This is a genomic window from Psychrobacter maritimus, assembly GCF_904846345.1.
GTDB lineage: Bacteria > Pseudomonadota > Gammaproteobacteria > Pseudomonadales > Moraxellaceae > Psychrobacter > Psychrobacter maritimus.
On sequence record NZ_CAJHAJ010000001.1, the window covers coordinates 392,839 to 416,828 of the forward strand.

The 23,990-nt window shown below is 45.0% G+C and carries 18 protein-coding genes; 1 reads left to right on the forward strand and 17 read right to left on the reverse strand.

Annotated features, from left to right (window positions below):
• Positions 1 to 66 precede the first annotated feature (66 nt).
• The 7 genes from JMX50_RS01565 to epmB form a co-directional block, all read right to left on the reverse strand.
• Positions 67 to 2,400: a DUF3488 and transglutaminase-like domain-containing protein gene (locus JMX50_RS01565; protein WP_201628341.1), complete on the reverse strand. Its 2,334-nt coding sequence runs from the start codon at positions 2,398 to 2,400 to the stop codon at positions 67 to 69.
• Positions 2,401 to 2,405: 5 nt separating this feature from the next.
• Positions 2,406 to 3,467, reverse strand: coding sequence for a hypothetical protein (locus tag JMX50_RS01570; protein WP_201628178.1), 1,062 nt, complete (start codon positions 3,465 to 3,467; stop codon positions 2,406 to 2,408).
• Between the two features lie 84 nt (positions 3,468 to 3,551).
• Positions 3,552 to 4,511 carry an AAA family ATPase gene (locus JMX50_RS01575; RefSeq protein WP_201628179.1) on the reverse strand — a complete coding sequence of 320 codons (960 nt, stop codon included), beginning with the start codon at positions 4,509 to 4,511 and terminating at the stop codon, positions 3,552 to 3,554.
• Between the two features lie 89 nt (positions 4,512 to 4,600).
• Positions 4,601 to 5,056, reverse strand: a complete 456-nt coding sequence (locus JMX50_RS01580; RefSeq protein ID WP_201628180.1) for a c-type cytochrome — start codon at positions 5,054 to 5,056, stop codon at positions 4,601 to 4,603.
• Between the two features lie 291 nt (positions 5,057 to 5,347).
• Positions 5,348 to 7,456, reverse strand: a complete 2,109-nt coding sequence (locus tag JMX50_RS01585) for an EAL domain-containing protein (protein ID WP_201628181.1) — start codon at positions 7,454 to 7,456, stop codon at positions 5,348 to 5,350.
• Between the two features lie 295 nt (positions 7,457 to 7,751).
• A complete protein-coding gene (locus JMX50_RS01590; RefSeq protein ID WP_201628182.1) occupies positions 7,752 to 9,602 on the reverse strand; it encodes a hypothetical protein in 1,851 nt (616 codons plus the stop codon).
• A gap of 229 nt (positions 9,603 to 9,831) precedes the next feature.
• Positions 9,832 to 10,839: an EF-P beta-lysylation protein EpmB gene (gene epmB, locus JMX50_RS01595; protein WP_201628183.1), complete on the reverse strand. Its 1,008-nt coding sequence runs from the start codon at positions 10,837 to 10,839 to the stop codon at positions 9,832 to 9,834.
• 174 nt (positions 10,840 to 11,013) lie between these two features.
• Here epmB and efp point away from each other — a divergent pair, with 174 nt between their 5' ends.
• Positions 11,014 to 11,586 (forward strand): elongation factor P, encoded by a 573-nt coding sequence (efp, locus tag JMX50_RS01600; protein WP_201563216.1) that lies wholly within the window; start codon positions 11,014 to 11,016, stop codon positions 11,584 to 11,586.
• A gap of 123 nt (positions 11,587 to 11,709) precedes the next feature.
• Here the strand turns inward: efp and JMX50_RS01605 are convergent, their stop codons facing one another.
• The 10 genes from JMX50_RS01605 to JMX50_RS01650 all read right to left on the reverse strand — a co-directional run bounded on the left by JMX50_RS01605 (position 11,710) and on the right by JMX50_RS01650 (position 23,570).
• Positions 11,710 to 13,560: an ATP-binding protein gene (locus JMX50_RS01605; protein WP_227670853.1), complete on the reverse strand. Its 1,851-nt coding sequence runs from the start codon at positions 13,558 to 13,560 to the stop codon at positions 11,710 to 11,712.
• A gap of 21 nt (positions 13,561 to 13,581) precedes the next feature.
• Positions 13,582 to 14,388: a ThiF family adenylyltransferase gene (locus JMX50_RS01610; RefSeq protein ID WP_413786807.1), complete on the reverse strand. Its 807-nt coding sequence runs from the start codon at positions 14,386 to 14,388 to the stop codon at positions 13,582 to 13,584.
• A 207-nt stretch (positions 14,389 to 14,595) separates the two neighbouring features.
• Positions 14,596 to 15,585: a TatD family hydrolase gene (locus JMX50_RS01615; protein WP_201628186.1), complete on the reverse strand. Its 990-nt coding sequence runs from the start codon at positions 15,583 to 15,585 to the stop codon at positions 14,596 to 14,598.
• Positions 15,586 to 15,672: 87 nt separating this feature from the next.
• Positions 15,673 to 15,885, reverse strand: a complete 213-nt coding sequence (locus tag JMX50_RS01620) for a hypothetical protein (RefSeq protein WP_201628187.1) — start codon at positions 15,883 to 15,885, stop codon at positions 15,673 to 15,675.
• Positions 15,886 to 16,249: 364 nt separating this feature from the next.
• Positions 16,250 to 18,520, reverse strand: coding sequence for a type II secretion system secretin GspD (gspD, locus tag JMX50_RS01625; RefSeq protein ID WP_201628188.1), 2,271 nt, complete (start codon positions 18,518 to 18,520; stop codon positions 16,250 to 16,252).
• Between the two features lie 236 nt (positions 18,521 to 18,756).
• Positions 18,757 to 19,677: a type II secretion system protein N gene (locus tag JMX50_RS01630; RefSeq protein ID WP_227670854.1), complete on the reverse strand. Its 921-nt coding sequence runs from the start codon at positions 19,675 to 19,677 to the stop codon at positions 18,757 to 18,759.
• Positions 19,678 to 20,547 carry a type II secretion system protein N gene (gene gspN, locus JMX50_RS01635; RefSeq protein WP_201628189.1) on the reverse strand — a complete coding sequence of 290 codons (870 nt, stop codon included), beginning with the start codon at positions 20,545 to 20,547 and terminating at the stop codon, positions 19,678 to 19,680.
• Positions 20,548 to 20,754: 207 nt separating this feature from the next.
• Positions 20,755 to 21,078 (reverse strand): H-NS family nucleoid-associated regulatory protein, encoded by a 324-nt coding sequence (locus JMX50_RS01640; protein WP_201628190.1) that lies wholly within the window; start codon positions 21,076 to 21,078, stop codon positions 20,755 to 20,757.
• A gap of 322 nt (positions 21,079 to 21,400) precedes the next feature.
• The gene (gene ssb, locus JMX50_RS01645) at positions 21,401 to 22,099 is read right to left on the reverse strand and encodes a single-stranded DNA-binding protein (RefSeq protein ID WP_201628191.1); all 699 of its coding nucleotides are present in this window, start codon (positions 22,097 to 22,099) and stop codon (positions 21,401 to 21,403) included.
• 106 nt (positions 22,100 to 22,205) lie between these two features.
• Positions 22,206 to 23,570, reverse strand: coding sequence for an MFS transporter (locus JMX50_RS01650; protein WP_201628192.1), 1,365 nt, complete (start codon positions 23,568 to 23,570; stop codon positions 22,206 to 22,208).
• Positions 23,571 to 23,990 lie beyond the last annotated feature (420 nt).

The window sequence follows — 23,990 nt, forward strand, 5'->3', positions numbered from 1 at the left end:
AGTCGCCTCCTTTATTATCATTAGCTATTTTATCATATGCTAAACAACGCTTTCACAAAGCAGCCATTAGAACAACTCACGTGCATCTTTCTTAAGCTGTTTCAGTACGGTTTGGTATTCGCTATCATTGGTTTCAAGGCTGCTTAGGCGTCCATAACGCAGTTGACGATAGTCCTGCCTCATCTGTATAATTTTTGCTTGTACAATCTCTGAATGCCCGCTATCTGTTAGCTTACTCACTTTACTGCTCTTATTACTACTTTTAGCATTGGTATCGGCGTTGATATCAGCGTCGATATCAGTATTTGAATCAATTTCTCGGTCATTAACCGCTATTGCCAAGCGCTCAAGCCAAGCCAGCTGTCCTTCGCTCTCTTGACGAGCCAACTCTTTATCACTTTTACCAATACGTTTTGATAACTGTGCAAGTGGCAGGTCTGCTGGATGCCAACGCTTACGGCGACGTTGCCAAATGATAAAGACCAAAATCACCATGACAGTAATAGCACTTGCCGCTAGCCAAATAATTTGCTGCATGATTGAACGGATGTTAAACCATTTGAGTAGCGAGTCGGCTTGCTTGTCCTGATCGTAACCAACGACATCTTTTTGCCAATAGTAGCTCGCTTGGTCGGATAGACGGCGTAAGCTCTGTAGCATTTGATACTGCTGATAGCTGATTTGTGCCCCAGCGCCATCACCGAACATTGCTGCCCCTTGTGCCTGCGTCAGTGCATCCATACCCTGCTCGACACGCTCAGGCGCTACAAAAGCCGTCGGATCGACACGTACCCAACCTTGACCGTCAAGCCAAACCTCCGTCCAAGCGTGCGCATCCTTTTGGCGTACTTCCCAAACATTACCACCGCGGCTCAGCTCGCCACCTTGATAGCCCGCCACGACGCGTGCTGGAATGCCAGCGGCGCGCATCATAAAGGTGAAGCTGGAAGAATAGTGCTCACAAAACCCCGCTTTGGTCTCAAATAAAAACTCATCAATACGGTTATTATTCAGTCGTGGCGGAGACAGTGTATAACGAAAGTCCGTTTGGTTAATCCAGCGCTCAAGTGCTTGCATGTAGCGTACTGGGTCTGAGTCTGACTGGACAAATAGCTGCTGCGCCAATACTCGTGCTTGCGGATTACCGTCAGCTGGTAGGGTAAGATTTAGACGTCGCGACTCATCAGAGAGAATCGGATCGATACGCATCGGTGCAAATTGCAATACCTCGTAGCGCAGCTGCTGGGTAACCGGCTGGTCTTTTAATAAGGTAAAGTCTGAGGTGATACTGACGTCTTGGCGCTGAGCAAAAGGATAATCAAGTCCAAACAGCCAGTTTTGCTGCGTTGGCTCTAGGATAATCTCATAGTTGGTCGGCGCAACTTTTACTTCATCAGGGATAGTTGCAAAGGCATTCTCAATCCAAGCAGGTGTTTGCGGTGCAGGCTGCCATTGTCGTTGCTGAGGGCTAGGACGCCAAGTGACTCCATCAAAGTCGCTAAACACCAAACCACGCCAATAGAGCTGCTGCTGTGGTGGGCGGTTATCTGCAAACTCTACCCGAAACGCAAGCTCGGTCGATTGTCCTAAATTGGCAAAATCACCGGGCGACATGCTATCAGAGACACCCGTGGTCGCTTGCTGACCTGAGAGCTGCACTGACCATAGCGGTGGCAAGCGCGGAAAGAACAAAAATAGCACGACCAATAACGGCAACGCCCCAATACCCAGTACACCTAAAGTACGCAAGCGACCATCGCCGTTAGTATTGCCATCGTCATTTAAAGCAATAAATGCCAACAACACAATGACCGCCCCGACGATTACTTCTAACGTCGTCACAAGACCTTGATCCATCAAAAATAGCGAGGCAAGGACAAATAGTGAAAGATTCAATACCACATAAGCATCACGGCGCTTATACATCTCCCACAACTTACTGATGAGACATAGCACCAAAAACGCCACGCCCATATCGAGACCGAAAGCGCTATTATAAGTCAGCCATAGACCTGTAAGCCCCAATAAGAAGCCGAGCATTTGCATGCTTTGATAGACACGTTTTAGATGCGCTAATTTTTTAAATCGCGCTTTCACACGCGGCAGCTGAGCAATGATACTGACCACCGCAAAACCCATTAGCCATAACGGCAAATGCGCTGCATGCGTTAAGATAATGACAACTTGAGCAATTAATACCCAATAATAGGCTGGTAAGGCGAGTAGCTTGCGAGTCCATTTAGCATTGCTGCCCTGCATAGCATGAGCATTGGTATGAGCATTGATATTTTGACCCAAAGCCAACTGCGCAAAGCTCGCGGAGTCTATAAAGTCTGACTTATCAGAGCCAATAGAGGCATCGATCGCTTTTTTTGAAAAAAATCTTTTAGAATTGGTCATATTAGTCATGGCGCTTTTGCCAACCTTAGCAAGCACGCTTGCGCAAAGCCATTACCGTCACCCATCGTTGCAGCAGAAGGCGTGTCGCCGGCTAAACGCATGTTAAATGGCACACCCAACTCACCTAATGTCACTACGCCATAAGCCAGTTGTGCGAGTTTTTGTTCATGATGCGCCGCTGGCATATCAGCATAATCCAACGTTTGCTCATGACCGACTGGGTCGGCAAAATGCTTGGTAAACATTCCCTGACCGCGCGCCACGTGACCCCAAGAAACCCTTGCTAGCGACTCACCTTCGATATAGTTATCTAGCCGCTCAAAATCGTCCTGACCTTGCCTAGTCTGTCCACCAGTTGGCAAATCCTCCTGACTGGCAACGGCATACTGGGCCTGCCAATCAAAGACTTCAGGTTTTGGATACACCCAAGCGCTACGGGCAAAATAGACATAAGACCATGCGCGCATAATACCTAACGGATAAACGGTTTTGATAATTAATCTTGGTAATGTCAGCTGCCCACGACTGTGCGTTTGTACAGGCAAACGAATCACTTGCTCGCCTTGCAGTCGTGTCACCAGTATCGACTCTTGAGTATTAGCGCTATTTTTGATTTTCTTATTGGCTTTTTTATCTGTCTTATTATTAGCCTTGCTATTAATCTTGTCGTCAGTCTGCTCAAAGCTAAATAATAGCTGCCGTCTTGGTTGGCGGCTCTCACTAATCAGCTGCAAGGTCACCCAGACAGGCGCACCTGCTTCTGCCATGGTCACTTCTATCAACTGTACTTTAAGACCTGAGATATGGGCAAAGGTCACATGAAAGCTGATAAGCCAAACGCTGACCAGATAAAAACACAGACCCAACACCAAGTTATTGCCATAGTTGATACCAGCAATAAAGGTGATGATTAATAACACCGCATATAGCAGCCCTTCGCGGCTAAAAAATATATAGACATTACGCAAATTGAGCGTGGCGCTATCGCTTTTTGGGGCCCGCGCGGCAAACCAACGGCGTAATGCGGAACTAGCTGGTACGGTAAAGGCTTTTGGCAAAAGACTCATGACTACCCTATTCTTAAAATTAATAGTCTTATCGCTAATAAACGAGCAGCTTTGGAAGTGAATCTATTATGAGCAAACAAATGGTCAAACAATAATAGCCACGTCTGCCAAAATACGTTGGGCGATGGTCTGAGTCGCTTGCCCACCAGTCACATGCGCGGGTACAAAACGCTGACCGAGGCGATGATCAGTGACGGCAGCAAACACGGCTTGGATATCTTCAGGCGTGACCTCCCTATGCCCTGATACATAAGCATAAGCCTGCGCAGCACGCTGTAGCGACAGTACGCCACGTGGTGAAAGACCGTGATACTCAGAGCTTGCACGTGTTTTGGCGACCAGTCTTTGCAGATAATCTAAAACCACATCCGCGACATACACCTGCTTGACACCTTGTTGCGCTAATAATACAGCCTGCGTATCAAGCACCGCGGGCAGCTCTTTTAATAGCTCGCGGCGGTCTTGACCTCTTAGAAGCTCGCGCTCCGCGGCAGGTGATGGATATCCTAGCGACAAGCACAATAAAAACCGATCTAGCTGCGATTCAGGCAGTGGATAAACGCCCGCTTGCTGCAATGGGTTTTGCGTAGCAATCACAAAAAACGGCTGCGGCAAAGCATAAGTCTGCCCATCTTGGGTTACTTGCCGCTCTTCCATCGCTTCTAGTAGCGCACTTTGGGTCTTGGGACTAGAGCGATTGATTTCATCAGCCAGCAACAACTGAGTAAAGATAGGCCCGGGACGAAACTCAAACTGCTGTTTGCTTTGGTCATAGATGCTCATGCCCAAAATATCGGCCGGCAGCATGTCATTGGTAAACTGCACGCGGCTAAAGCTCAGACCGAGTAATTGCGCTAAGCCTTGCGCCAACGTCGTTTTCCCCATGCCCGGCAAATCTTGCAACAATAGATGCCCACCTGCCAGTATGCCGCTCAGCGCTAACTTGATGGCTTGCGGTTTATCTAGCACAATTTGATTTAACTGCGTCATTAGCTGCGCAATTTTTTGCTGGTTGCGGGGATAGTCATTGGCGGCATGGTTCATTATCAATTCTTAGCTCATTTTTTATGGTGATGATTATTTTAAATAGCCATGTGAAATAGCCCTGTCAAATAATCAGGTTAAATCGGGCGTTACTTTATATCATCAGCCGTTGGTACCGGTGCACGAAGCGTTGATAGATAGGCAATCACATCGGTACGCTCCTGAGCATCTGGCATCGGATCCGAGAGCATTTTCGAGTCTGGCATGGCTTTTTCTGCATCAGCGATATAAGTATCTAGCGTTTCAGCATCCCATACCCAACCTGATGCCTTAAGCCCCTCACTATAAGTATAATCTGCAAGCTCAGCCGCTTTGGCACCATAAATATTCATCAACTGCGGACCTTTTTTATTGAGTCCAGGATTTAGCTGATGACATTGACCGCAAGCATCTTGATATATAAGCGCACCATTATCGGCGTCGCCCTCGGTATAAAGTGGCAACGTTACAGGATCGCGATAGTCAGGCGGCGTTTTCTCACAAGCGCTGAGCAATAAAACAGCGGCAAACATACCGCTTAATTGATATTTTTTGAGTATAGACATGTTGTAGAAATCTTTAATTGAGGGGCATTGGCTATGTATGCGTCTACCTCGACCATTATACAAGGCAAAGAGTGATGAACCTACATAGCACTGCGTAGGAAATATAGGGGTAACTGCTAAAAATTAATAATTGCTGATTTTGCTAACATAAAAGTTGCTTGGCTCGCCTTTAGTTAAAATCCAATTCGCCTTTTAAAACTCAGTTGCCAGTTAAAGCCCAGTTGCCTGATAATATTTCACGTATTAGGTTTAGGCTTGGATTTATACTATGATTTAGGCTTAAATAACACCTTAACTCTCGCTAGCCACTTTGATGCTATTGCTAGGCGCTTCGAGATAAAAACCCTGCAGGTAACGCGCACCCACGCTCCAAGCAACCGACATGGTCGCAGCATCTTCAATATAAGGCATCAAGACATCGACGCCAATCTCATTGGTACGGACGATAAGCGATTTAACCGTCTCTAGATTTTCAGGGGTATCTATCCCTTCCACGTAACTACGGGCTAGACGCACCATATCAGGTTGCACGAAATTGGCAACCTCAACAGCCTTAGCAGACGAGCCAAAATTATTGATACATAACTGGCAATTTACTTGATTAAGGGCGGTAAACTGAGATTTAGAGACGGTTAAATGGTCAGCAATATCGTTTTCATTAAACTGTAAGGTTAATGCACCCGCTTTACCGCCCACCGCATTAATTAATTGACTGGCCACACTTGGCAGCTTTTTATCTATCAAAGAGGCGTTGGTCAGTTGTACCAGTAAGCGCGCTTCTGGATGGGATTTACGCACGTCATTGATTTTTTTACAGGCATTGATGAGTATCCAGCGGTCTATTTTTTCAAGTAAATTATGCGCTTTGGCCACTGCCATAAACTGGTCAGGCGTCAATATCGTATTGTCCGCATCCGCCAATGGCAAGCGCAGGTATACCTCAAAGAAATCACTGCGATCATGATTAATGTCATATATCGGCTGAAACAACAGCTCAAAGCGATTATTGGCAATCGCATCGACCAGAGATTCGGCCAGCGCATGATCATCACTATTGGCATGTTCACTGGCGTCATATAGATGATATCTGCCGCCATGACTGGAGGTTTCAATCAGAATTTGATTGATCGCATCCATCGCCCGCTCGAGTAGCACTCTCGGTTCAGGAGTATTTTTTTCTATCTTAACGATAGCGATACTTGCTGTGGTATTTGTCGTCCGCTTATCGACTTCGATAAACAGCTCACTGATGGTTGAACCAATTTTCCCAGCCAGTTTTTCAAGATCTGCGGTGCTTTTATTTTCCACCAAGATGGTAAAGACCGTATCACTAAAACGGCTTACATGGCTTTCTTCTAAGAGCTCATCTGTTACCAGCTTATCTAAAGCATAGGCAACTTGCTTAACGGTGGCATCTATCCCTTGCAGACCCAGACTGCTTCTAATTTTACCCACATTATCAAGCTGAATATAGAATAACCCTGCCGTCGACGCACCCTGTTTTGCTTGTTGATATAATGCCGCCAGCTGCTCTTCAAAGCTGCGGCGATTATGAATACCTGTTAGGCTGTCTTTACGCTCAGCCTCAGCCAAACGCTTCGCAACTTCAGCGCTATTACTGTTGTTTTGCTGAATAATAATTTGGGTAACCGGCTCACCATCTAAAGTTGCCGAGGCCAACTGTAATTTTGCCTCAAAGGTAGAGCCATCTTTACGTTTGCTTTCAAAATTAAACTCAACGTCTTTACGGCTTCCTTTATCAAACTGACGTAAAAACTGTTTAAAGGCTTTAACGTTATCACCGCCTGCAATCAAATCAATCACAGGTATACCGATAATGTCATTCATCGCCTCAAAGCCAAACAACTGCAGATAAGGGTCATTGGCAAAAATATGAATTCCTTGGTCAATATAAGCGACCGCACTTTTTGAGTTTTTAATCAGGACGTTGGCACGTTGTTCTGCTTCAGACAAGACATGACGCAAGGTTTTAAGCTGCTGACGACAGCGTAAACTCTCATGCTGCAAACAAATCGCCATGACGACTGCCATCTCTTGCTCTACGCAAATGGCTTTAACCATCGTACTGTTCATCACAGCCGGCAAGCCGTCTTCGTTTTGAGCGCTGGCAGCAGCCTCCTTATTCATTAAGCAAATCGTTGGCAAGTCTATACTCTGCTCTTGAACGACACCAACCACGTCAGTAAAGCTCATATCATAAGCCTGACCAAACACCAATACATCCCATGATTGTCGTAGCGACTTTAATAGCTCTTCTTTATCATCCAATAAACCTAAGTTCACATTGTCATAATATGACCCTAGCAATGCTACCAGTCGCTCAGCGTAAAGCTGGTCGTCATCGATTACTAATAGGTTTAAGACGGACTGAGTACGCATAGGAAGCCTTTTAAATCATAATAGCGGTTTTGTCATTATAAACAATAATCTAACCGACTGCTGCTTAAGTTACAATCACTAAGTGTTGTTTATCAAATTGTTGTTCATTCAATTACGGTGATTAAGTCGCTCTTATTAAGTCGCTCTTATTAAGCTGCAATCATAATGCCATCTTCTCATGAATTAAATCTGATGAATTAAATACGCTCAGCCTAATGTTAGAGTTTAAGCGTTCAGCGTTCAACGTTAAACATTGAGTATGGCAAAGTTATCTTATGCTTTGATAAGTAGGCAGTTAAAGTTGCGCCACTTCATATTGGCTAAACTCATCTGTCATCATTAAACGCCGCACTAAGCGCAATGTTTTTTGTTTGGTATTGATACGCATCATCACTCTATCCCCTACTTGAAAATGAGACGTCGGCACAATTAGGCTAGAGGGCGTTTGCAGCTGCTCGTCATCACCAACGACAAACGCGGGCACAAAATGCCGACTGCGACTATCTCTATCTTGCAGGCGAATACCACAAGCAATAAGCTGATGCCCTAGCACTTGCCAATCAACTTCCGGCTTTTCTTGGTCTAAATTGAGCCAGCGCACCACGCCTATTGACCAATCAGTCGAAGCTGGATTTTCAGAGCGACACAATAAGAAAAGACTCATCGTTCGCAGTGGCGGCGGAGCAATAGAGTTCAGGGCATCATTTTCTGCAACTTCGACTATATCCTTGACTTTCTTGCCGCTATATTTTGCTTTAGGGCTATTTTCTCCAGCACTGCTTGCGCTGATAGTTGGCTCCACTGAATCTGGCAGCAGGCGCAAGGTACGGAAATCGGACAAAGCATTGTCACTATCAAACGTTTCTACCCCTAACATTGTATTATTAGAAACGGTATTAGCAGAAACGGCATCAGGAGAAACGGTATTAGCAGACAGCTTTTTTGGCACGGTATCATAGCGAGGTTGCTGATGCTCAGGCAGATATTTTGCCGCAATGAGAGTCGATAAGCTTTGCTCATGACTAACGTGGTAATGAATGTCATTAAACCCTGTAATGATATGTGCCTGTTGTTTGGCGCTTTGTCTAATCGGTAGCGTCAATGGCGGCTGAATATAGCGATAGCTCAAGGTCATGGCAACCGTATTCATTAAGGAGGATTCAACCCCTTCTCGACCTTCCTCGATGAGGGTGTCCCTACGGGATTTTAGGTAGGTAACCAGCGGCGCCAACTCTATAAACACACAATCATGATGAGCATCATAAGGGTTAATGGCAGAATGGGCGGTCAAATAGGTGGGTGGATTGTCACTGTGCAGATTGACGAACACCTTTGTTTCCGTCTGCGGCTCTATAGATGCGACGAGATGTTCGCTCCACTCTAGGAGCAAACGCTGCATCATTAACACAGTGGCGCGGCGCATAGCGCGTACGTTCAATAAACTATGCAAGCATAGCTGACCATATAATTGATGAATATTATCGGCGCAATGGGTCGTAATATAAGAACTCAAATCGATATCAACTGTCTGCTGTTGGCACGCCATATAGTAGAGCTGATTAATATTAGACCATAAATATGGCACAGGCTTCTGATAACAAAGCGCTTCTTCGAATAACAGCTTTTGATACATCAACAGCGTTTGGTAAGTAGCAATGGCTAACGTGATTGATAAGGATTTCTCATTGGTCAGATAGCGCTGCAAAAGACCGTTTGATGCTTGCAGCTTTTTATCTTTTAAAAAGGTGATTTCTCGCTGTATAACACCGTCATAGACCATAATCATTAAATAATACAGCGACTTCACCTGTGCCACATAGCCGAGCTGATAGTCGTTAAAAGCATGTGCCTCATATATATAGTGTTGGCGCAGCGTCGCAATGAGCTTATTAGCTGCCTCCAGCACAATATTGAGTAATGTCAGACGTTGCCGATCATCTATAGCTGCCACGCGCAACTCTGTAAGGACTTTTTCTAGCTGCTCTGTTTGCTGCGCCTCCGTTTGCATGGGCAACAGCGCCGCCCATTTAAGCAAGTGCTGCTCATCTTTATTAAACGACTTCGTTAAATTAATTGATTTCGTTAACGTCCGCGATGAGCGCGCATCAATGCTTAAATACTGTTGAAACGTCGATAAATTTACCATTACTATCCTTAGTAATTACGCAAGTTATCAATAGGTCTATGCAGGTTTAATGCTTTATTTACCTCAGCAACATTAGCCCTAGGCATGACTATTACCTGACCTATTAACGATTTTTTAGTACTGTTTTTTAATGACTTTTCTTTATTTGGCGCTGGCTGCTGCGCTTTTCTTAATAACTAATTTAATCGGTCTTTGTTTACTAAAACTAAAATACACCATATTGCCCATTTTAAGCATCATTGTAAATATCAATCGGTACTTTAAAGGGTTTATTTGGCAACTCTCTGACCAATTTTGGCACTAAGTAACCGGGCAATACGGCGAGTAACGACCAATAAAGCGCAATGGCGGCGCGCACATCACTATCAAAATGAGCCGCGCCTGCCACTTTATCCAACACATGCAGATAATATGGCAGCACGCCAGCGGCAAACAAGCGCTGATTGAGTGCCGCTTGCACCGCCACGCTGTCATTGATATCTTTTAATAATACCGCTTGGTTTAATAAGGTCACGCCAGCGGCGCGCGCACGCTGCAAGTACTCAGCGGTCAACGTATCAATCTCATTGGCATGGTTACAATGAATGACCATGACGATTTGACAGCGGCTTTGCGACAATCTATCCAATAAGGCATCATCTAAGCGCGCTGGAATCACCAATGGCAAACGGGTATGCAGCCTGATGGTGGTCAGTTGCGGAATCGCCTCTAAGGTATCGAGCCAAGCAAATAAGCGCCTGTTGGTGACATTTAACGGGTCGCCGCCGCTCAAAATCACCTCATTGATTTCAGGATGGGCGCTGATATAGTCGATAATGTGTTGTTTGGCATCGGCGGTTGGCATATTGGCGCTATAGTCAAAATGCTGGCGAAAGCAATAACGACAATGAATCGCACAGGCACCAGTAATCGTTAACAATACTCTTGACTGGTATTTATGCAATAAGCCTTTCACCGGATTGTGCGTATTTTCACTTAGAGGGTCGGCCACGTAACCGGTGACAGCGATTTGCTCTTTTTTATTGGGCAATACTTGTTTGAGCAGAGGGTCATCACCGTCACCGACCGTCATTTTTGCCACAAAAGCGCGCGGTACACGCAGCTGAAAGTGCTCAGGTATATAGACCTCTGAGCGCAGTGATTCCAGCTTTAAAAGTCCAAGCAGCTCATCAATAGAGGTTATCGCTTCGGATAATTGCGTTTGCCAGTTTTTTTGTGTGATTAAATGGTTTATCATGACAACCTTATACCTGTGCCCAAAAGCCGATATTATACGCTCTTAGTGCGTAAGCTATCAAAGCGTACGAATTATTCATAAAACACTGAGCATCATAAGCGATTTTAGCGCAGCAAGGCCCAAACCCCACATCCAATTAGCGATGACAATACTTACAACCCTTAGGAGTCTTCCGTGGCAAGTTTTTCTACTAACGAATTTAAAGCTGGTCTCAAAGTCATGCTCGATGGCAACCCTTGTGCCATTCTTGAAAACGAGTTCGTCAAACCTGGTAAAGGCCAAGCTTTTAACCGCGTTAAGCTGCGCAACCTTCGTAGCGGCAAGGTATTAGAGCAAACGTTTAAATCAGGCGAGAGCTTGGAAGCGGCTGATGTGCTAGACACTGAAATGAACTATCTATACAACGATGGTGAATTTTGGCACTTTATGCACCCTGAAAGTTTTGAGCAGTTACAAGCTGACAAAACCGCGATTGGTGATGCGATAAAATGGCTAAAAGACAACAGTAACGCCCTTTGCACCATTACCTTATTTAATGGTGTGCCATTATCTGTAACGCCGCCTAACTTTGTTGAGTTGCAAATCACTGAAACTGATCCTGGTCTCCGCGGTGATACGTCAGGCGGCGGCGGTAAACCTGCCAAGCTAGAGACAGGCGCGGTGGTACGCGTGCCATTATTTGTTCAGCAAGGTGAAGTGGTTCGTGTTGATACGCGTACCGGCGATTACCAAACGCGCGTTAGCTAAGCGTTTTTATGCCTGACATGTTTTATTAAATAAAAAAAGCTTAACCGCTCATAAGTGGTTAAGCTTTTTTAGTGCTGAATGCTTTAACATCTATTCTTTTTTAGAATGCTCTACCCTTAAATATTATTCTTCCATCGACTGTTTATGCATCAGCCAGTACTGCACTAGAGCATTAAGTTGCTCTTGTTTAAATGGTTTGGTGCAATAGTCCTGCATCCCCACATCAAGGTACTTTTTGCGCTCGCCATCCATCGCATTGGCGGTCAAGGCGATGATAGGTGGCAGTGCTTGTGGGTCATAAAGCTCATGCAGCTTAATGGTTGCCTGTACGCCATCCATAATGGGCATATGATGGTCCATCAAAATGACATCATAGAGCTCAGGATTTAAAGCAAAAATCTCAATCGCTTGTTGCCCATCCCCAACATGAGTGACGGTATGACCGCTATTATTAAGCGCTTTTTTGGCAATCATGGCATTAACGCTGTCATCTTCGACTAACAAGATATGTCCGACAAGCTCATGACTTGGCGTTGCCATGGTAAAGTCATTTTCGTCTTGCCATGTCTCGTAACGGGCCTCATCGATAGTCGGTAACGGCAGTAATACAGTAAAGGTTGTGCCGATACCGACGGCGCTGTCCACTTCAATATAGCCGCCCATCAAGTCTACCAACGACTTGCAGACAGACAAACCAAGTCCCGTACCGCCATACAGGCGATGCGTATATTTATTGGCTTGATCATAAGCGTCAAATATCGCTTCTAACGATTCAGGTTTAATGCCGACACCCGTATCTGTGACCTCAATACAAAGCGTCATATCTTGATGATTGACCACACCACTATTATCGGTATCATAATGAGAAGCCTGTTCTTCCTGGTTTTCTAATACGTGGTTTTCTAATACCTGACTTCCTAAATAACTATCTTCATAACAGCCAGAGTTATAACCGCCCTGTCTATCATCACAAGGATTGTTTTCCATGTGCTTAACGTCAATCGTCACTCGACCGCCTTCGCGGGTAAATTTGATGGCATTATTGACCAGATTAACCATGATTTGCTTAAGTCGTACGGGGTCGCCTTTGACATACGGCGATAATGACTCGGTGTAATGGTAATCTAGAATCAAGCCACGCTGACGGGCTTTGACCGCAAACAAACTCACCACTTCATTACATAAACTCGATAAGTTCATCGGAATAGAATCGATAGTCATCTTGCCCGATTCAACTTTTGATAAATCCAAAATACCGTTAATAATCGCCAGCAAATGCTCATTTGAGACTTTGATATTATCAATATACTCTTGCTGCTCAGCGCTCAGCTCGGTTTCGCTTAACATCTCAACCATACCGATAATACCATTCATCGGCGTGCGTATTTCATGGCTCATATTGGCCAAAAACTCAGACTTCATCTCATTGGCATGTTTGGCATGACGCTGCTGGTTTTGTAGCTGCAAGGCATCGGCGGCCATCATCGCAAACTGTGCCAATAGCTCGGCGTGCTTGTCCGTAAACTCATGATGCGGCTGTACATCCATCAAACATAAAGAGCCTAAACGGTATGTTTTACCGTCCTCATTCATGATAATGGGCGCGCCAGCATAAAAACGCAGATGCGGCGATTCTGTGACTAAAGGGTTTTGATTAAAGCGGCTGTCAGCTGCTAAATCAGGGACGACAAAAACCTCATCTGAGAGTACAGTATAATTGCAAATCGCCACTTCACGCGTTGTCGTACAAACACCGCCAAGCCCATGACCTGATTTTAAGTATTGGGTGTCTTCATCCATAAAAGTGATGGTGACTATCGGCATATTAAAAAACAGTTTGGCAAGCTCTGTTAAGCGCGCAAAAGCAGGTTCCTCATTATTATTCATTACCTGATATTTTTTGAGTCGATTAATACGCTCAGCGTCATCTGCTGCGATGGGATAATCGTTCTTTGGCAAGTTGGATGTAGACAAGATGGACTCCATTAATTCATATCAGACGCTTGGCTTAACCGCTGCCTGCTTGAGCAATAATTGTAATGCCTCGCTGACCATCAGCATCGCCACTACCGAGGTGACGACTACCGCCGAGCCATAACCGCCGCAGTGCAAGCCACCTGTTTGACAGCTTTTATCGACGCGCGGTGGTTCTGTTGAGTAGACGCACTTAATACCGAATTTTTCTTTCAGCGTGCTATTGATGCCTTTTTCGTGGCGCAGCTTATTGCGCAGCTTAGCCAATAGCGGGTCTTGATAACTGTCACGTAAATCACTTACCTTAATCTGGCTTGGGTCTATTTTACCGCCTGCCCCGCCCGCACAAACCAATTTTAACTTGTTAAAGCGACAATGTAATGAAATCGCAAGCTTGGCATTCATATCATCAACACAGTCTAAAATCACAATCGGATTGTTTTGCGCCGCCGCTTTCGCTTGTGCGCGACTGGGCAATAACTCAGCGACGTTCTCAGGGGTCAAAAAATCATCTATCAAATGTAGCGTGACTTTTGGATTAATCTCACGGATACGGGTCGCCATCGCTGCAATCTTACTTTGCCCAAAGGTACTGTCTAACGCCGGCAGCTGGCGATTGACGTTAGAAGCCACCAACACATCTAAATCAATCAAAGTAATGGTGCCCACTGCTGTACGCGCCAATGCTTCTGCTGCCCACGAACCTACTCCACCGACACCAATCACATAAACATGCGCTGCGGCAAAGGTATCGACTGCCGATGCGCCATAGAGAGTTTGCGTACCTTTAAAGCGGCGCTCGTATTGCTCATCTGCATCGTCCGCCATATCTGCGCTTGCAGAAGCAAGTTGCTGTTCATTATGATGTTCATTAGTAGCAATGATATCTAGATTAGCTAAAGTATCTGTTTGGGTTGTCGTTTGCTGCAATTGCGCCTCTTCAGTCATAACAAGTTAAAGCTCTTTTAAAAGGTGATTTATTATTCAATTATTTATTACTAAACTGGGTATTATTAAGCAGTTTCTTTATCATTATCAGGCTGGATAACGCCAATCAGCCTGCAAAGCGTTGCAACTGTTGTGCCACAATTGCTCAGCAAGAATCGCTGGCGGCACATCGAGTAGCTCACTTAAACTCAGTAATACCCATGGCAAATTGGCAGGGACATTTCTATTATGAGCGGGCGCATTACCCCATTCATTATCTGGGCTTTGCCCGAGCGCCGACTGACTATTGCCCGACTCTTGACACATGATGGGCGTCATATCTGGACAGTCCGTCTCAATCACCAAACACTCAATACCATAACTAGCGACAGCTGCTTGAATAGCGCGGCGTAGCTTTTTGGCGTTTGGATTGGTCACTTGACCGGTTACCCCAAGCTTAAAGCCCAGCTTTACAAATGCTTTCGCCTCTTGCTCACCACCACTAAAACTATGGGCGATACCGCCAAGCTCATGAGCATCATAGTCATGCGCTTTTAATAACGCCAATGCTTCAGCGTGCGCTTTACGAATATGCAGCATCACGGGTAACTTATGGCGCACAGCCATGTCTAATTGAGCATTAAAAAAATACTGTTGCTTTGCGAACATCTCAGGCTGTTTCATCTCATCAGTAAAAGTATCGAAACCAATCTCACCGATGGCCAATGGACGCTTTTTATCCAGCATCTGCGCCATACTCTCTAGGTGCGCCTCAGTATGCTGCTCAATATAAAATGGATGTAAACCTAAGGCAATATGCGCCTTTAAATGGGGCTGTTGCGGCGTATCTGCTTGACCGGCAATAGACGATGGATACCGCTCATTGATTAAGCGCTCAGTATCATACAAGCGCTGAAAATGACGCTGCAAATACCCTACCAACACCAGATGGCGTATCCCTTGCTGATACGCTTGCTGTATCTGCTCGTCTCTATCAGCATCAAATACCGGTGCATCAAAATGAGTATGGGTATCGATTAAAGGAAGAGTCGTAGGTAATTCCTTATTAGCGTTAAATGATGCGCCAATGACCGTCATCAATAAACTCCAAATTTCTTAATGGTTAAAGCAATTTATTTCAATAGCATTTTTTATCGGCAATAAAGCCATTATTAATCACCGCTTCTATTTTAGCGCTGATTCATCTTCTTTAGTGAATTTATTAGCAACTTTATTATTCACTTCATTTTCAGCGTTAGCCGCTAGTTTGCTATCTGCTTTGAGACTACTACGGCGCGGGATAAGCAATAGCGCTAAGCCAACTGCCCCTAAACGCAACCACTTCTTTTTACGATTATTGCTATTGCTATTAATATTACTACTGTTAAGATTGCGCATCATTTTCACCAAAGTATTTTTACAAAGACATCAAGACACTTTCACCAAGACACTTTCACCAAGACATACTATACGTTTGTTAATCGCTGTTTATGCATACTAGATTTATTAAAACAGGCGTCATTCAAAAGAAAGGTCATAAAAATTACTAATGAAAGCAATAAGTTATTATCCTAGGTTGCATTATACGCGCATCATAGAGGCGCTATGTATATCTGTGTTATGAATACGCAAACTAATGTACGGCGTCACTATCGTGCCGTACATTTAAGTATGCTTGTTATTGAGTATGAGCTTAAGAACTGAAGCTATTGGGGCTATCGAGGCTTAGGACAGTATCTGAAAACTTATCTATTATGAGCGTTTAGCGCTTTAACGGATAAGTTGTGATACCGCTGCTGCTTGGGCTATCTACTTTGGTAAAGCCTTGAGAAGTCGTTTTTGGCGTTTGGTCACGTTTAGGCACCAGTGGGTTAAGTGGCATCAATTCATAGTCGGCACTGATATTGCCATTCCAACCTTCTGTACCACTAAGGGGTAACTGTTTAATCGTGCCGTTTTTATCGATAACCAGTTGCAGGACGCGCATCTGATTGTATTTACGCTCGGTCACACTGGCCACAGCCCCGCCATCACGTAAGATAGTCGGCTGTAAAAATATGATTAAGTTACTCTTCTGGTTACTGTCGTTATCAGAGCGGAACAGTCGACCAAACAAGGGCATATTACCCAAGCCCGGTACTTTTTGCTGGCGCGTGGTGGTGTTATCGCGCATCAAACCACCTAAGGCGATGGTTTGCTGATCGTCGGCTAAAATCGTGGTATTAATCAGGCTTTTATTAGTAATAAGACCGCTGGCATTGCCGGCGCTGCCCGGTACAACTGAGGAGACTTCTTGCGAAACCTCCAAACGTACGGTGCCATTATCACCAATATGAGGAATGACGTTTAGGTTGATACCGATATCTTGCCGGTCGATGGTCTGGAAAGGGTTGGTCGAAGAATCGCTGCCTGTGGTATAAGAGCCGGTGACAAAAGGCACGTTTTGACCAACTAAAATGCTCGCCTTTTCATTATCCAAGGTCAGAATCGAGGGCATCGACAGTAGATTGGCACTGGTCGATGAGTCAAGTGCCTGTAAGATAGCGCCATAAAACTGAGTATTGCCTTGGCTGTCTTTTTTACTATCGCCGATTCCAATCAAAGCACCCGCAATCGAGCCTGCTGCCGCACTGATACCTGCTCCACCCGATAAGGCGGCTGCTGCAAGCGAAACCGCACTCGCGCCAACGTTATTAAAGTTGACGACGCCATAACCACTATTGGCATTACCGAGCGCCCATTGCACGCCAAGTTGGGTAGCATCATCGCCTGACACTTCGACAATTGCCGCTTGAATCAAGACCTGAGCACGGCGGCTATCAAGCTGATTGACAGCGTCTTCAATCTCAAACATCAGCTCTGGCGCGGCATTAACGATGACAGCATTTTGGGTTTCATCGGCGATAATACTAAAAGGTCGACCACCGATACCAGTACTTGTGCCACCCGAGCTGCTAGTCGATAAAGCGGCCGCACCGCTATTGCCAGTAGTATTGTTGCTAGCACCATTACCCACACTTGTATTAGCACCGCTATTGAGTGTTGAGCCAGTACCACTGGCACCGTTTAAAGAGGCAGACTCTAAGGTTGACGTCGCACCAGAGCTATTAATAGATTGACTGGCAAGTAAGCCGCGCAGCATCTCTGCAATATGACCGGCGCTGGCATACTTTAAGCGAAAGACCCGCAAACCACTTAAACGTCTGGTTGGCGTAGTATCAAGCTGATTGACCATTTCTTGTACTTTAGCAATCATCTCCGGACTGCCTTTGACCAATAATCTATCGCTAGACGTATCGGCGATGACTTTTAGCTGATTATTACCACCTTGGGCCTGCCCGCTACCCGCGCTTGTGACCAAAGCACTGATCAGCTCCATCATGCGTTCAGCATCGACATGACGTAGCGGTATCACTTGCAAACTGTCATTAACGTTGCTGTCTAAATCACGGATAAGCGCCGTCAACTGATTAAGACTATCAGCGCGATCAGACAATACCAAAGCATTGACGCCCGGTACCGCTGCTGCATGAGCTGACTGCGGCATCAGTGGTCGAATCACGCCGAGCACTTCTGCTGCTTGGGTATTAGTCAAATAAATCACCCGAGTCGCTAGCGCTTCACCGACGCTATTACCCTGTAAATCTACCGCAACACCAGATTGTTTGGCGACGTTATCAGGCACCAGCTTAATCGTCGTACCCGAGTCGATAGCAGCAATACCATTGACCTGCATGACACTTAAGAACAGCTGATAAATCTCGTCACGCGACAATGCTTTGTTAGAAATGACGGTAACATTACCATTGATACGCGGATCAAGGACAAAGTTTTGATCGGTAATGGTCGCCACTTCATTAATAAAAGCTTTGATATCGGCATCTTGTAGATTGACCTTCCAGCTTTCTGCACTCACTAGCCCCGTACTCGCTGCCCATAGCGGAATAGCTAGGCACAGCGGACGGCACAGACGCATCAAACGCTGCAAAATATGGTGTAAAGGCGTGACCGAGAAATTTTGAGAACTGACCATATTGATAATTACCTACAGTGATGTCGCGGATATACTAAGTTTCATGAGTGCTAAGTGTCGTGTTCTAAGTGTCGTGTTCTAAGTGTCGTGTTCTAAGTGTCGTGTTCTAAATACAATATGTGCTGAATGTAATATGAACTGAAGCTGAATTGGATAGCTAATTAACGTTCTTTAGCGACTTGCCAACTATAAGAACAAGCAAGTCTATATCTAAAAAATCAGCGCTAAATTCTAAGCTAGAACTGCTGGCGAATGGTAATCACTTGATCGCCACGCTGTACTTCTATTTGTGCTTCACCGGCTTGCTTTACTTGCTGTAAGACGCTGGCATCTTGCCCGGGGTTACTGCCCACGCTTTGACCATTAACGGTCAGTACCTTATCACCAGGTTCCAGCCCTAACCGATTACGCAATTTAGCCGGCATAGCGGCTGTGACCTGATAGCTCTCACCTGACGCCATGACGCCCATTCGACTTAAATAACTGGCGGGATTGGATTGTAATTCGGTAACGGCTTCATCAATTGCTGACTTTGGCTCGCCCTCGCTGCTTGCTTCCCCGTTTGGCCCCGTTTCAGGATTAACTTGGTCTGGTGATGGTGTATTAGGCGAGTTAGGCAACATAGCATTCTCTGGCAAACGCTGATTACTCACCGCACCCGCAAGCATAGCGCTTTGGTCGAGCGGCATAGCTTCTGCCATTCTGATGACGGTTTCTTTATCATAAGCATCAGCGATAATGACTTCATTCCAATCGACAGCAACCAGCGTATAGTCACTGTCTTTTAAGGTGTCACCGATACGGTAGTTTTTCACTTCACCATTGACATCCAATAGGGCCGAAGAAAGACTCTCTGGTATCGCAATAAGTACGCCCTTTAGCCCAATATTAGGCGGCGGTTGTACTGCGGCAGCGATAGGATCAGGGTCAGCAAAAATGGCAAATAAACCACTATAATCGGTATTTGAGTTCGCTGTATTCTGTAAAGGCGCAAGCGGTAACGCGGGCGCTAATGGAGCAGCTAGCAGCAGCCACAGTAACCGCGCTGCTGTCCAACATAACCAAATAATGGCCAATAATAACAACCACGCTGAAAAGCGATTGAGCGTATTGATAATAGGTTTTATTCGGCTAGAGATATCGGTAGCATTCATCATCTAGCGCGCCCCCAAGCCATTGAGCAGCGGCTGCCGCACACTAACCACAGGTGTATCTTGCGGTGCTTGTCCTTTATATTCTGGCATATTTTCTAATAGACGCTGGGTTAAGCTGACGTCTAACATATTATCGCCATCGATATACAGATCGCCCAAGCGCTTATCTTGATTGTTTACCAGATTGATATGCAGCAGATTTTTATTGTTCTTTTGCTCGGCACTGAGCTCAGCACGCAGCGCTGGCATGGTGATATAAAAAACCTTACCACCGCTAGGGTAGCCTACTTCTCCGCCCACCCAAGTCAGCTGACCACTTGCCTCACTAAAGCCGGTCGCCTTGGTAGCTGAGCCACTATTATTCGGACCACTATTATTCGAACCACCAATAGTCGAACCATTAGCTGAATTACTTGCAGCAGACTGACGTTTTAATGAGACGTTATTAACCTGAATCGGCGCATTAGGCAACTGCCAATCGACCACACTCGCCAAAGTTTCAGGGGCAATTTTACCGCTCATGTTTTGAATTTGCCATGAGCTGGTGCCTACTTTAACCTGACCATTTAAACGGGTTTGCTCTGAGCTGATATCAACTTCAGCCCCTAGTTTGCCTAATAATAAATGCCACGGCTGCCACGACCATTCAGCGGCGCCTGTAAGCGGTGTTGCTGACACGGGCAGCTGCCAAATCGCCGAGCCTTGCCATAAGTTGCCCGACACATGTTGTACATACGGCGTATCTGGGGCGTATTTTTCAAGTAGCCATGCCGCTGGCATTTGCAAGACGGCAAATAGCGCAAATAGGATAAAGCCAAATAGCCACCAGAGCTTGCGGGGACGCTTGTAAGACGATGTGGATACTTGAGGCACAGTTACCTAACTCTTATATAAGACAAAAACGTCATTATCATAGCAAACAATGGCATACAGATGACAGAAAAAAAGCCAGTATCTTTGCACCAAAATACTGGTGCTAAAGATACTGGCTTTTATCTATCCACTTGCTTATTAAGCAATCATTATCAATGACGCATGAAAGCAAAGTAAAATCAGAGAATCGTAAAGGCGTTTAACTGATTAAATAGCAAAATCTTCCAATTTACGACCTGCGGCTAGGGCGTCTACCAACCAAGTTGGTTTGCGTCCACGACCGGTCCAGGTTTCTTCGTTATTAGTGGTATTGCGATACTTAATGCTGCGTTTTTTCTCAAGTTTCTCGCCCGCTTGTAAAATCTCTTCAATGCTGGCTTCACTTTCTTCAGCAATTTTTTCAAACTGCATATAAGCATCATATAAACGCTGATGTTGTTTTTGGGCAATAAGTTGTTGGGCATTTTCGGTAATGGCGCGTAGCTCATCAACGTTGAGGTTATTTAAATCAATCACGTTATTTCTGCTCATCATAATCTCCACTTTTATATCAAGGTTATAAATCAAATAGCATGATTGCTAATGACTTATGAATAATAAAAATCGTAAGTAGCAGTAATATAAACAAAAATATAATCCATCACAAGTATTGATTGGTATTCAATGATAAAGGGCTACGCATAAATACCATTAAAGCAAAAACGGTTTTAAACGTTAGTTGGTTTTATAGTAGTATTTATAATGTTGTTTATATTTTTAATCATCAACATTCACAAAAGCCAATAGCATAAAAAAAGAGCCTGTATTCACAGGCTCTTCATTTTTTAATCAACATTCTTTATTCATGTATAAATTAGAACGGAATATCATCATCTACAGGACCATCAGGCATCGCTGTCGGCTTCGACTGTGCTGGTGCTTGAGCGGGCTTATTAAATTGATTTTGCGCTGGCGCATTTTGATTATTAAAGCTGTTTTGATTGCTGTTTTGGTTATTGCCTTGTGACATACCTTGAGAAGCTAGAGCGCCGCCTTGGTTATAGCCACTTTGCTGGTTATTGGCTGGTTGACCATAATTATTTTGGTTAGCTTGACCCTGATTTTGATTTGAGCTTTGACCGCCTTGATTGCTATAGCCGCCGCCCTGATTACCGTAACCACCCTGACTTTGACCTGAGTTTTGACCACCAAAACTACCAGCGTCACCACTACCACCGGTCGCGCCGTCTAGCATTTGCATTTGCTCAGCACGAATCTCAGTAATATAACGGTCTTGGCCATTGGGATCTTGATATTTACGCGTACGCAAGCTGCCTTCGATATAGACCTTGCTACCTTTACGAAGATACTGTGCCGCGATTTCACCTAAACGATTAAACAATGAAATGCGATGCCATTCCGTTGCTTCTCTTTTTTCACCGCTTTGCTTGTCAGTCCACTGCTCTGAGGTCGCAACCGAAATATTGGTCACGCTACCGCCGTTACTGAATTGACGTGCCTCGGGGTCTGCTCCAAGGTTACCGATGATGATAACTTTATTAACTCCGCGCATAATGTTGTCCTTTTATTGACAAATTGTTTTATGAATATTTTAATAACTATTAAATGAAACTGATTAATAATATCAGTAATATGAATTTACTTTAACCAATTTTTGTTTAAATATCTAGGGGGCTTTGTGCCAGATGCGACAGCTCTTGTCGCGAAGAATCGGTCAGCTGGGTTTTGTCTAATTTTAAATAAGCGACCTGCTCTTTTGCCATCACGACCAACTCATCAACGCCTTCTACCGCCAGCATTTGCCGTGACCAATCTTGAATATTGATATCTTTAGGAATGGTAACGGTGGTACTCGATAAATAAGGCGGCTGTGCAATCGGGATAATCAGCAGTAACGCCGCGGCCATAATGGCGGCCAATATACCCCACGCCAATAGATTAGGCTGGGTCAATAACAAACCACCCATTGCCCCACCGACAAAAGCACCAAAAAATTGACTTGATGAATTCAGTCCCATTGCCGTCGCTTTATTGGCAACTGGGGCACGCTTCGATATCCACGATGGGATGGTCGCTTCGAGCAAGTTAAAGCCCATAAAATACAGCAATAAGCCTAAAATAATACCCACGCCGACCTGACTACCAATGGCCAACAACGCTAGAGCAGCGGTCATTAACGCAATTGCGCCCAAAAATACTTGGCGCATTTTGCGTTTCTTTTCAGCGATAATGATAAAAGGTATCGCGACGGCAAAACCGATAAACAATAACGGCAAATAAACCAAACCTTGCTGGCGTACCGATAAGCCCAATACCTCATTAAGCTGATGCGGCAAGATAACAAAGATGGCTGTCATCGTTAAATGTAGGGCAAAAATACCAATATGCAAACGGTTTAAATCGCCAATCTTTAGCACTGTCGCTAACTGCTGACCAATCGATTTATTATCAAGGTTGTGCTTGAGTACCCGTAGTGGTGTCGGCACGAACAATAACAATAACATCGCCAAAACAGCGAAACCTGCGGTCAACCAAAATAACCCTGATATACCAAGCGAGCCGACCAATAAAGGACCAAAAGCAAACGCCAGCATAATGGAAGTAGCAATGGTCAAACCCATGGTCGCCATCGCTTTGGTGCGCATCTCTTCGCGCGTAACGTCTGCTAACAGCGCCATCAATACCGCCGAAACCGCGCCACTACCTGCCAGCGCCCGACCGATAATAACCTCGTAAATATCTGTGGCATTGGCAGCGATGATACCGCCAAGCGCAAATAATATCAGACCCAAAAAGATAATCGGCTTACGCGGAAACTTATCAGCGGCAAGGCTCATCGGTATCTGAAAAATAGCCTGCCCTAGCCCATAAATACCGACCGCCAAGCCAATCAGAAACGGTGTCGCATGCGCATAATTATCACCATACACAGAAAATACTGGCACAATCATAAACAAGCCAATCATCCGCAAGGCAAATATACCACCGACCCCGAGGATTGCCCGTTTTTCTACGCTATTCATACTTGCCTCACTGGTTCATCATTGCTGTTTAATCACTGCAGCTCTGCTTGTATTATTACGACGCTTCAAGGCTTTAGCCTACAAATTAAGCCCCCTAGTATAAGACATTCGCCGTCTGGATGCCGAAACTTTTATCTAGCTGCCGCAGCCGCAGTGGTAGCACCTACTCACGCTTTTTATAGAGCCGATAATTAGAGCCGATAATTTTGTTACCAAGTGCATCTAATGGGTCATTACACCTTGAATAATCCTGCTGTCATGACAATAAAGTAAGACGTTGAGAACGTTGTGCTCTGAAAAATGGTCTGAAAAAACTTTATGACAAATCTTTTTATAAAACGACGTTATTCTGTCAAATCTATAACAAACCACTCATATTAGTGACCCTTTATTTAGATTACCTTTATCCATTTCAAGTAT

Bases quoted from the DNA above. Each gene is read 5' to 3' on its own strand.
- JMX50_RS01565 (WP_201628341.1), bottom strand. From the start codon at position 2,400: ATGACCAATTCTAAAAGATTTTTTTCAAAAAAAGCGATCGATGCCTCT.
- JMX50_RS01570 (WP_201628178.1), bottom strand. From the start codon at position 3,467: ATGAGTCTTTTGCCAAAAGCCTTTACCGTACCAGCTAGTTCCGCATTA.
- JMX50_RS01575 (WP_201628179.1), bottom strand. From the start codon at position 4,511: ATGAACCATGCCGCCAATGACTATCCCCGCAACCAGCAAAAAATTGCG.
- JMX50_RS01580 (WP_201628180.1), bottom strand. From the start codon at position 5,056: ATGTCTATACTCAAAAAATATCAATTAAGCGGTATGTTTGCCGCTGTT.
- JMX50_RS01585 (WP_201628181.1), bottom strand. From the start codon at position 7,456: ATGCGTACTCAGTCCGTCTTAAACCTATTAGTAATCGATGACGACCAG.
- JMX50_RS01590 (WP_201628182.1), bottom strand. From the start codon at position 9,602: ATGGTAAATTTATCGACGTTTCAACAGTATTTAAGCATTGATGCGCGC.
- epmB (WP_201628183.1), bottom strand. From the start codon at position 10,839: ATGATAAACCATTTAATCACACAAAAAAACTGGCAAACGCAATTATCC.
- JMX50_RS01610 (WP_413786807.1), bottom strand. From the start codon at position 14,388: ATGGCGGACGATGCAGATGAGCAATACGAGCGCCGCTTTAAAGGTACG.
- JMX50_RS01615 (WP_201628186.1), bottom strand. From the start codon at position 15,585: ATGACGGTCATTGGCGCATCATTTAACGCTAATAAGGAATTACCTACG.
- JMX50_RS01620 (WP_201628187.1), bottom strand. From the start codon at position 15,885: ATGCGCAATCTTAACAGTAGTAATATTAATAGCAATAGCAATAATCGT.
- gspD (WP_201628188.1), bottom strand. From the start codon at position 18,520: ATGGTCAGTTCTCAAAATTTCTCGGTCACGCCTTTACACCATATTTTG.
- JMX50_RS01630 (WP_227670854.1), bottom strand. From the start codon at position 19,677: ATGATGAATGCTACCGATATCTCTAGCCGAATAAAACCTATTATCAAT.
- JMX50_RS01640 (WP_201628190.1), bottom strand. From the start codon at position 21,078: ATGAGCAGAAATAACGTGATTGATTTAAATAACCTCAACGTTGATGAG.
- ssb (WP_201628191.1), bottom strand. From the start codon at position 22,099: ATGCGCGGAGTTAATAAAGTTATCATCATCGGTAACCTTGGAGCAGAC.
- JMX50_RS01650 (WP_201628192.1), bottom strand. From the start codon at position 23,570: ATGAATAGCGTAGAAAAACGGGCAATCCTCGGGGTCGGTGGTATATTT.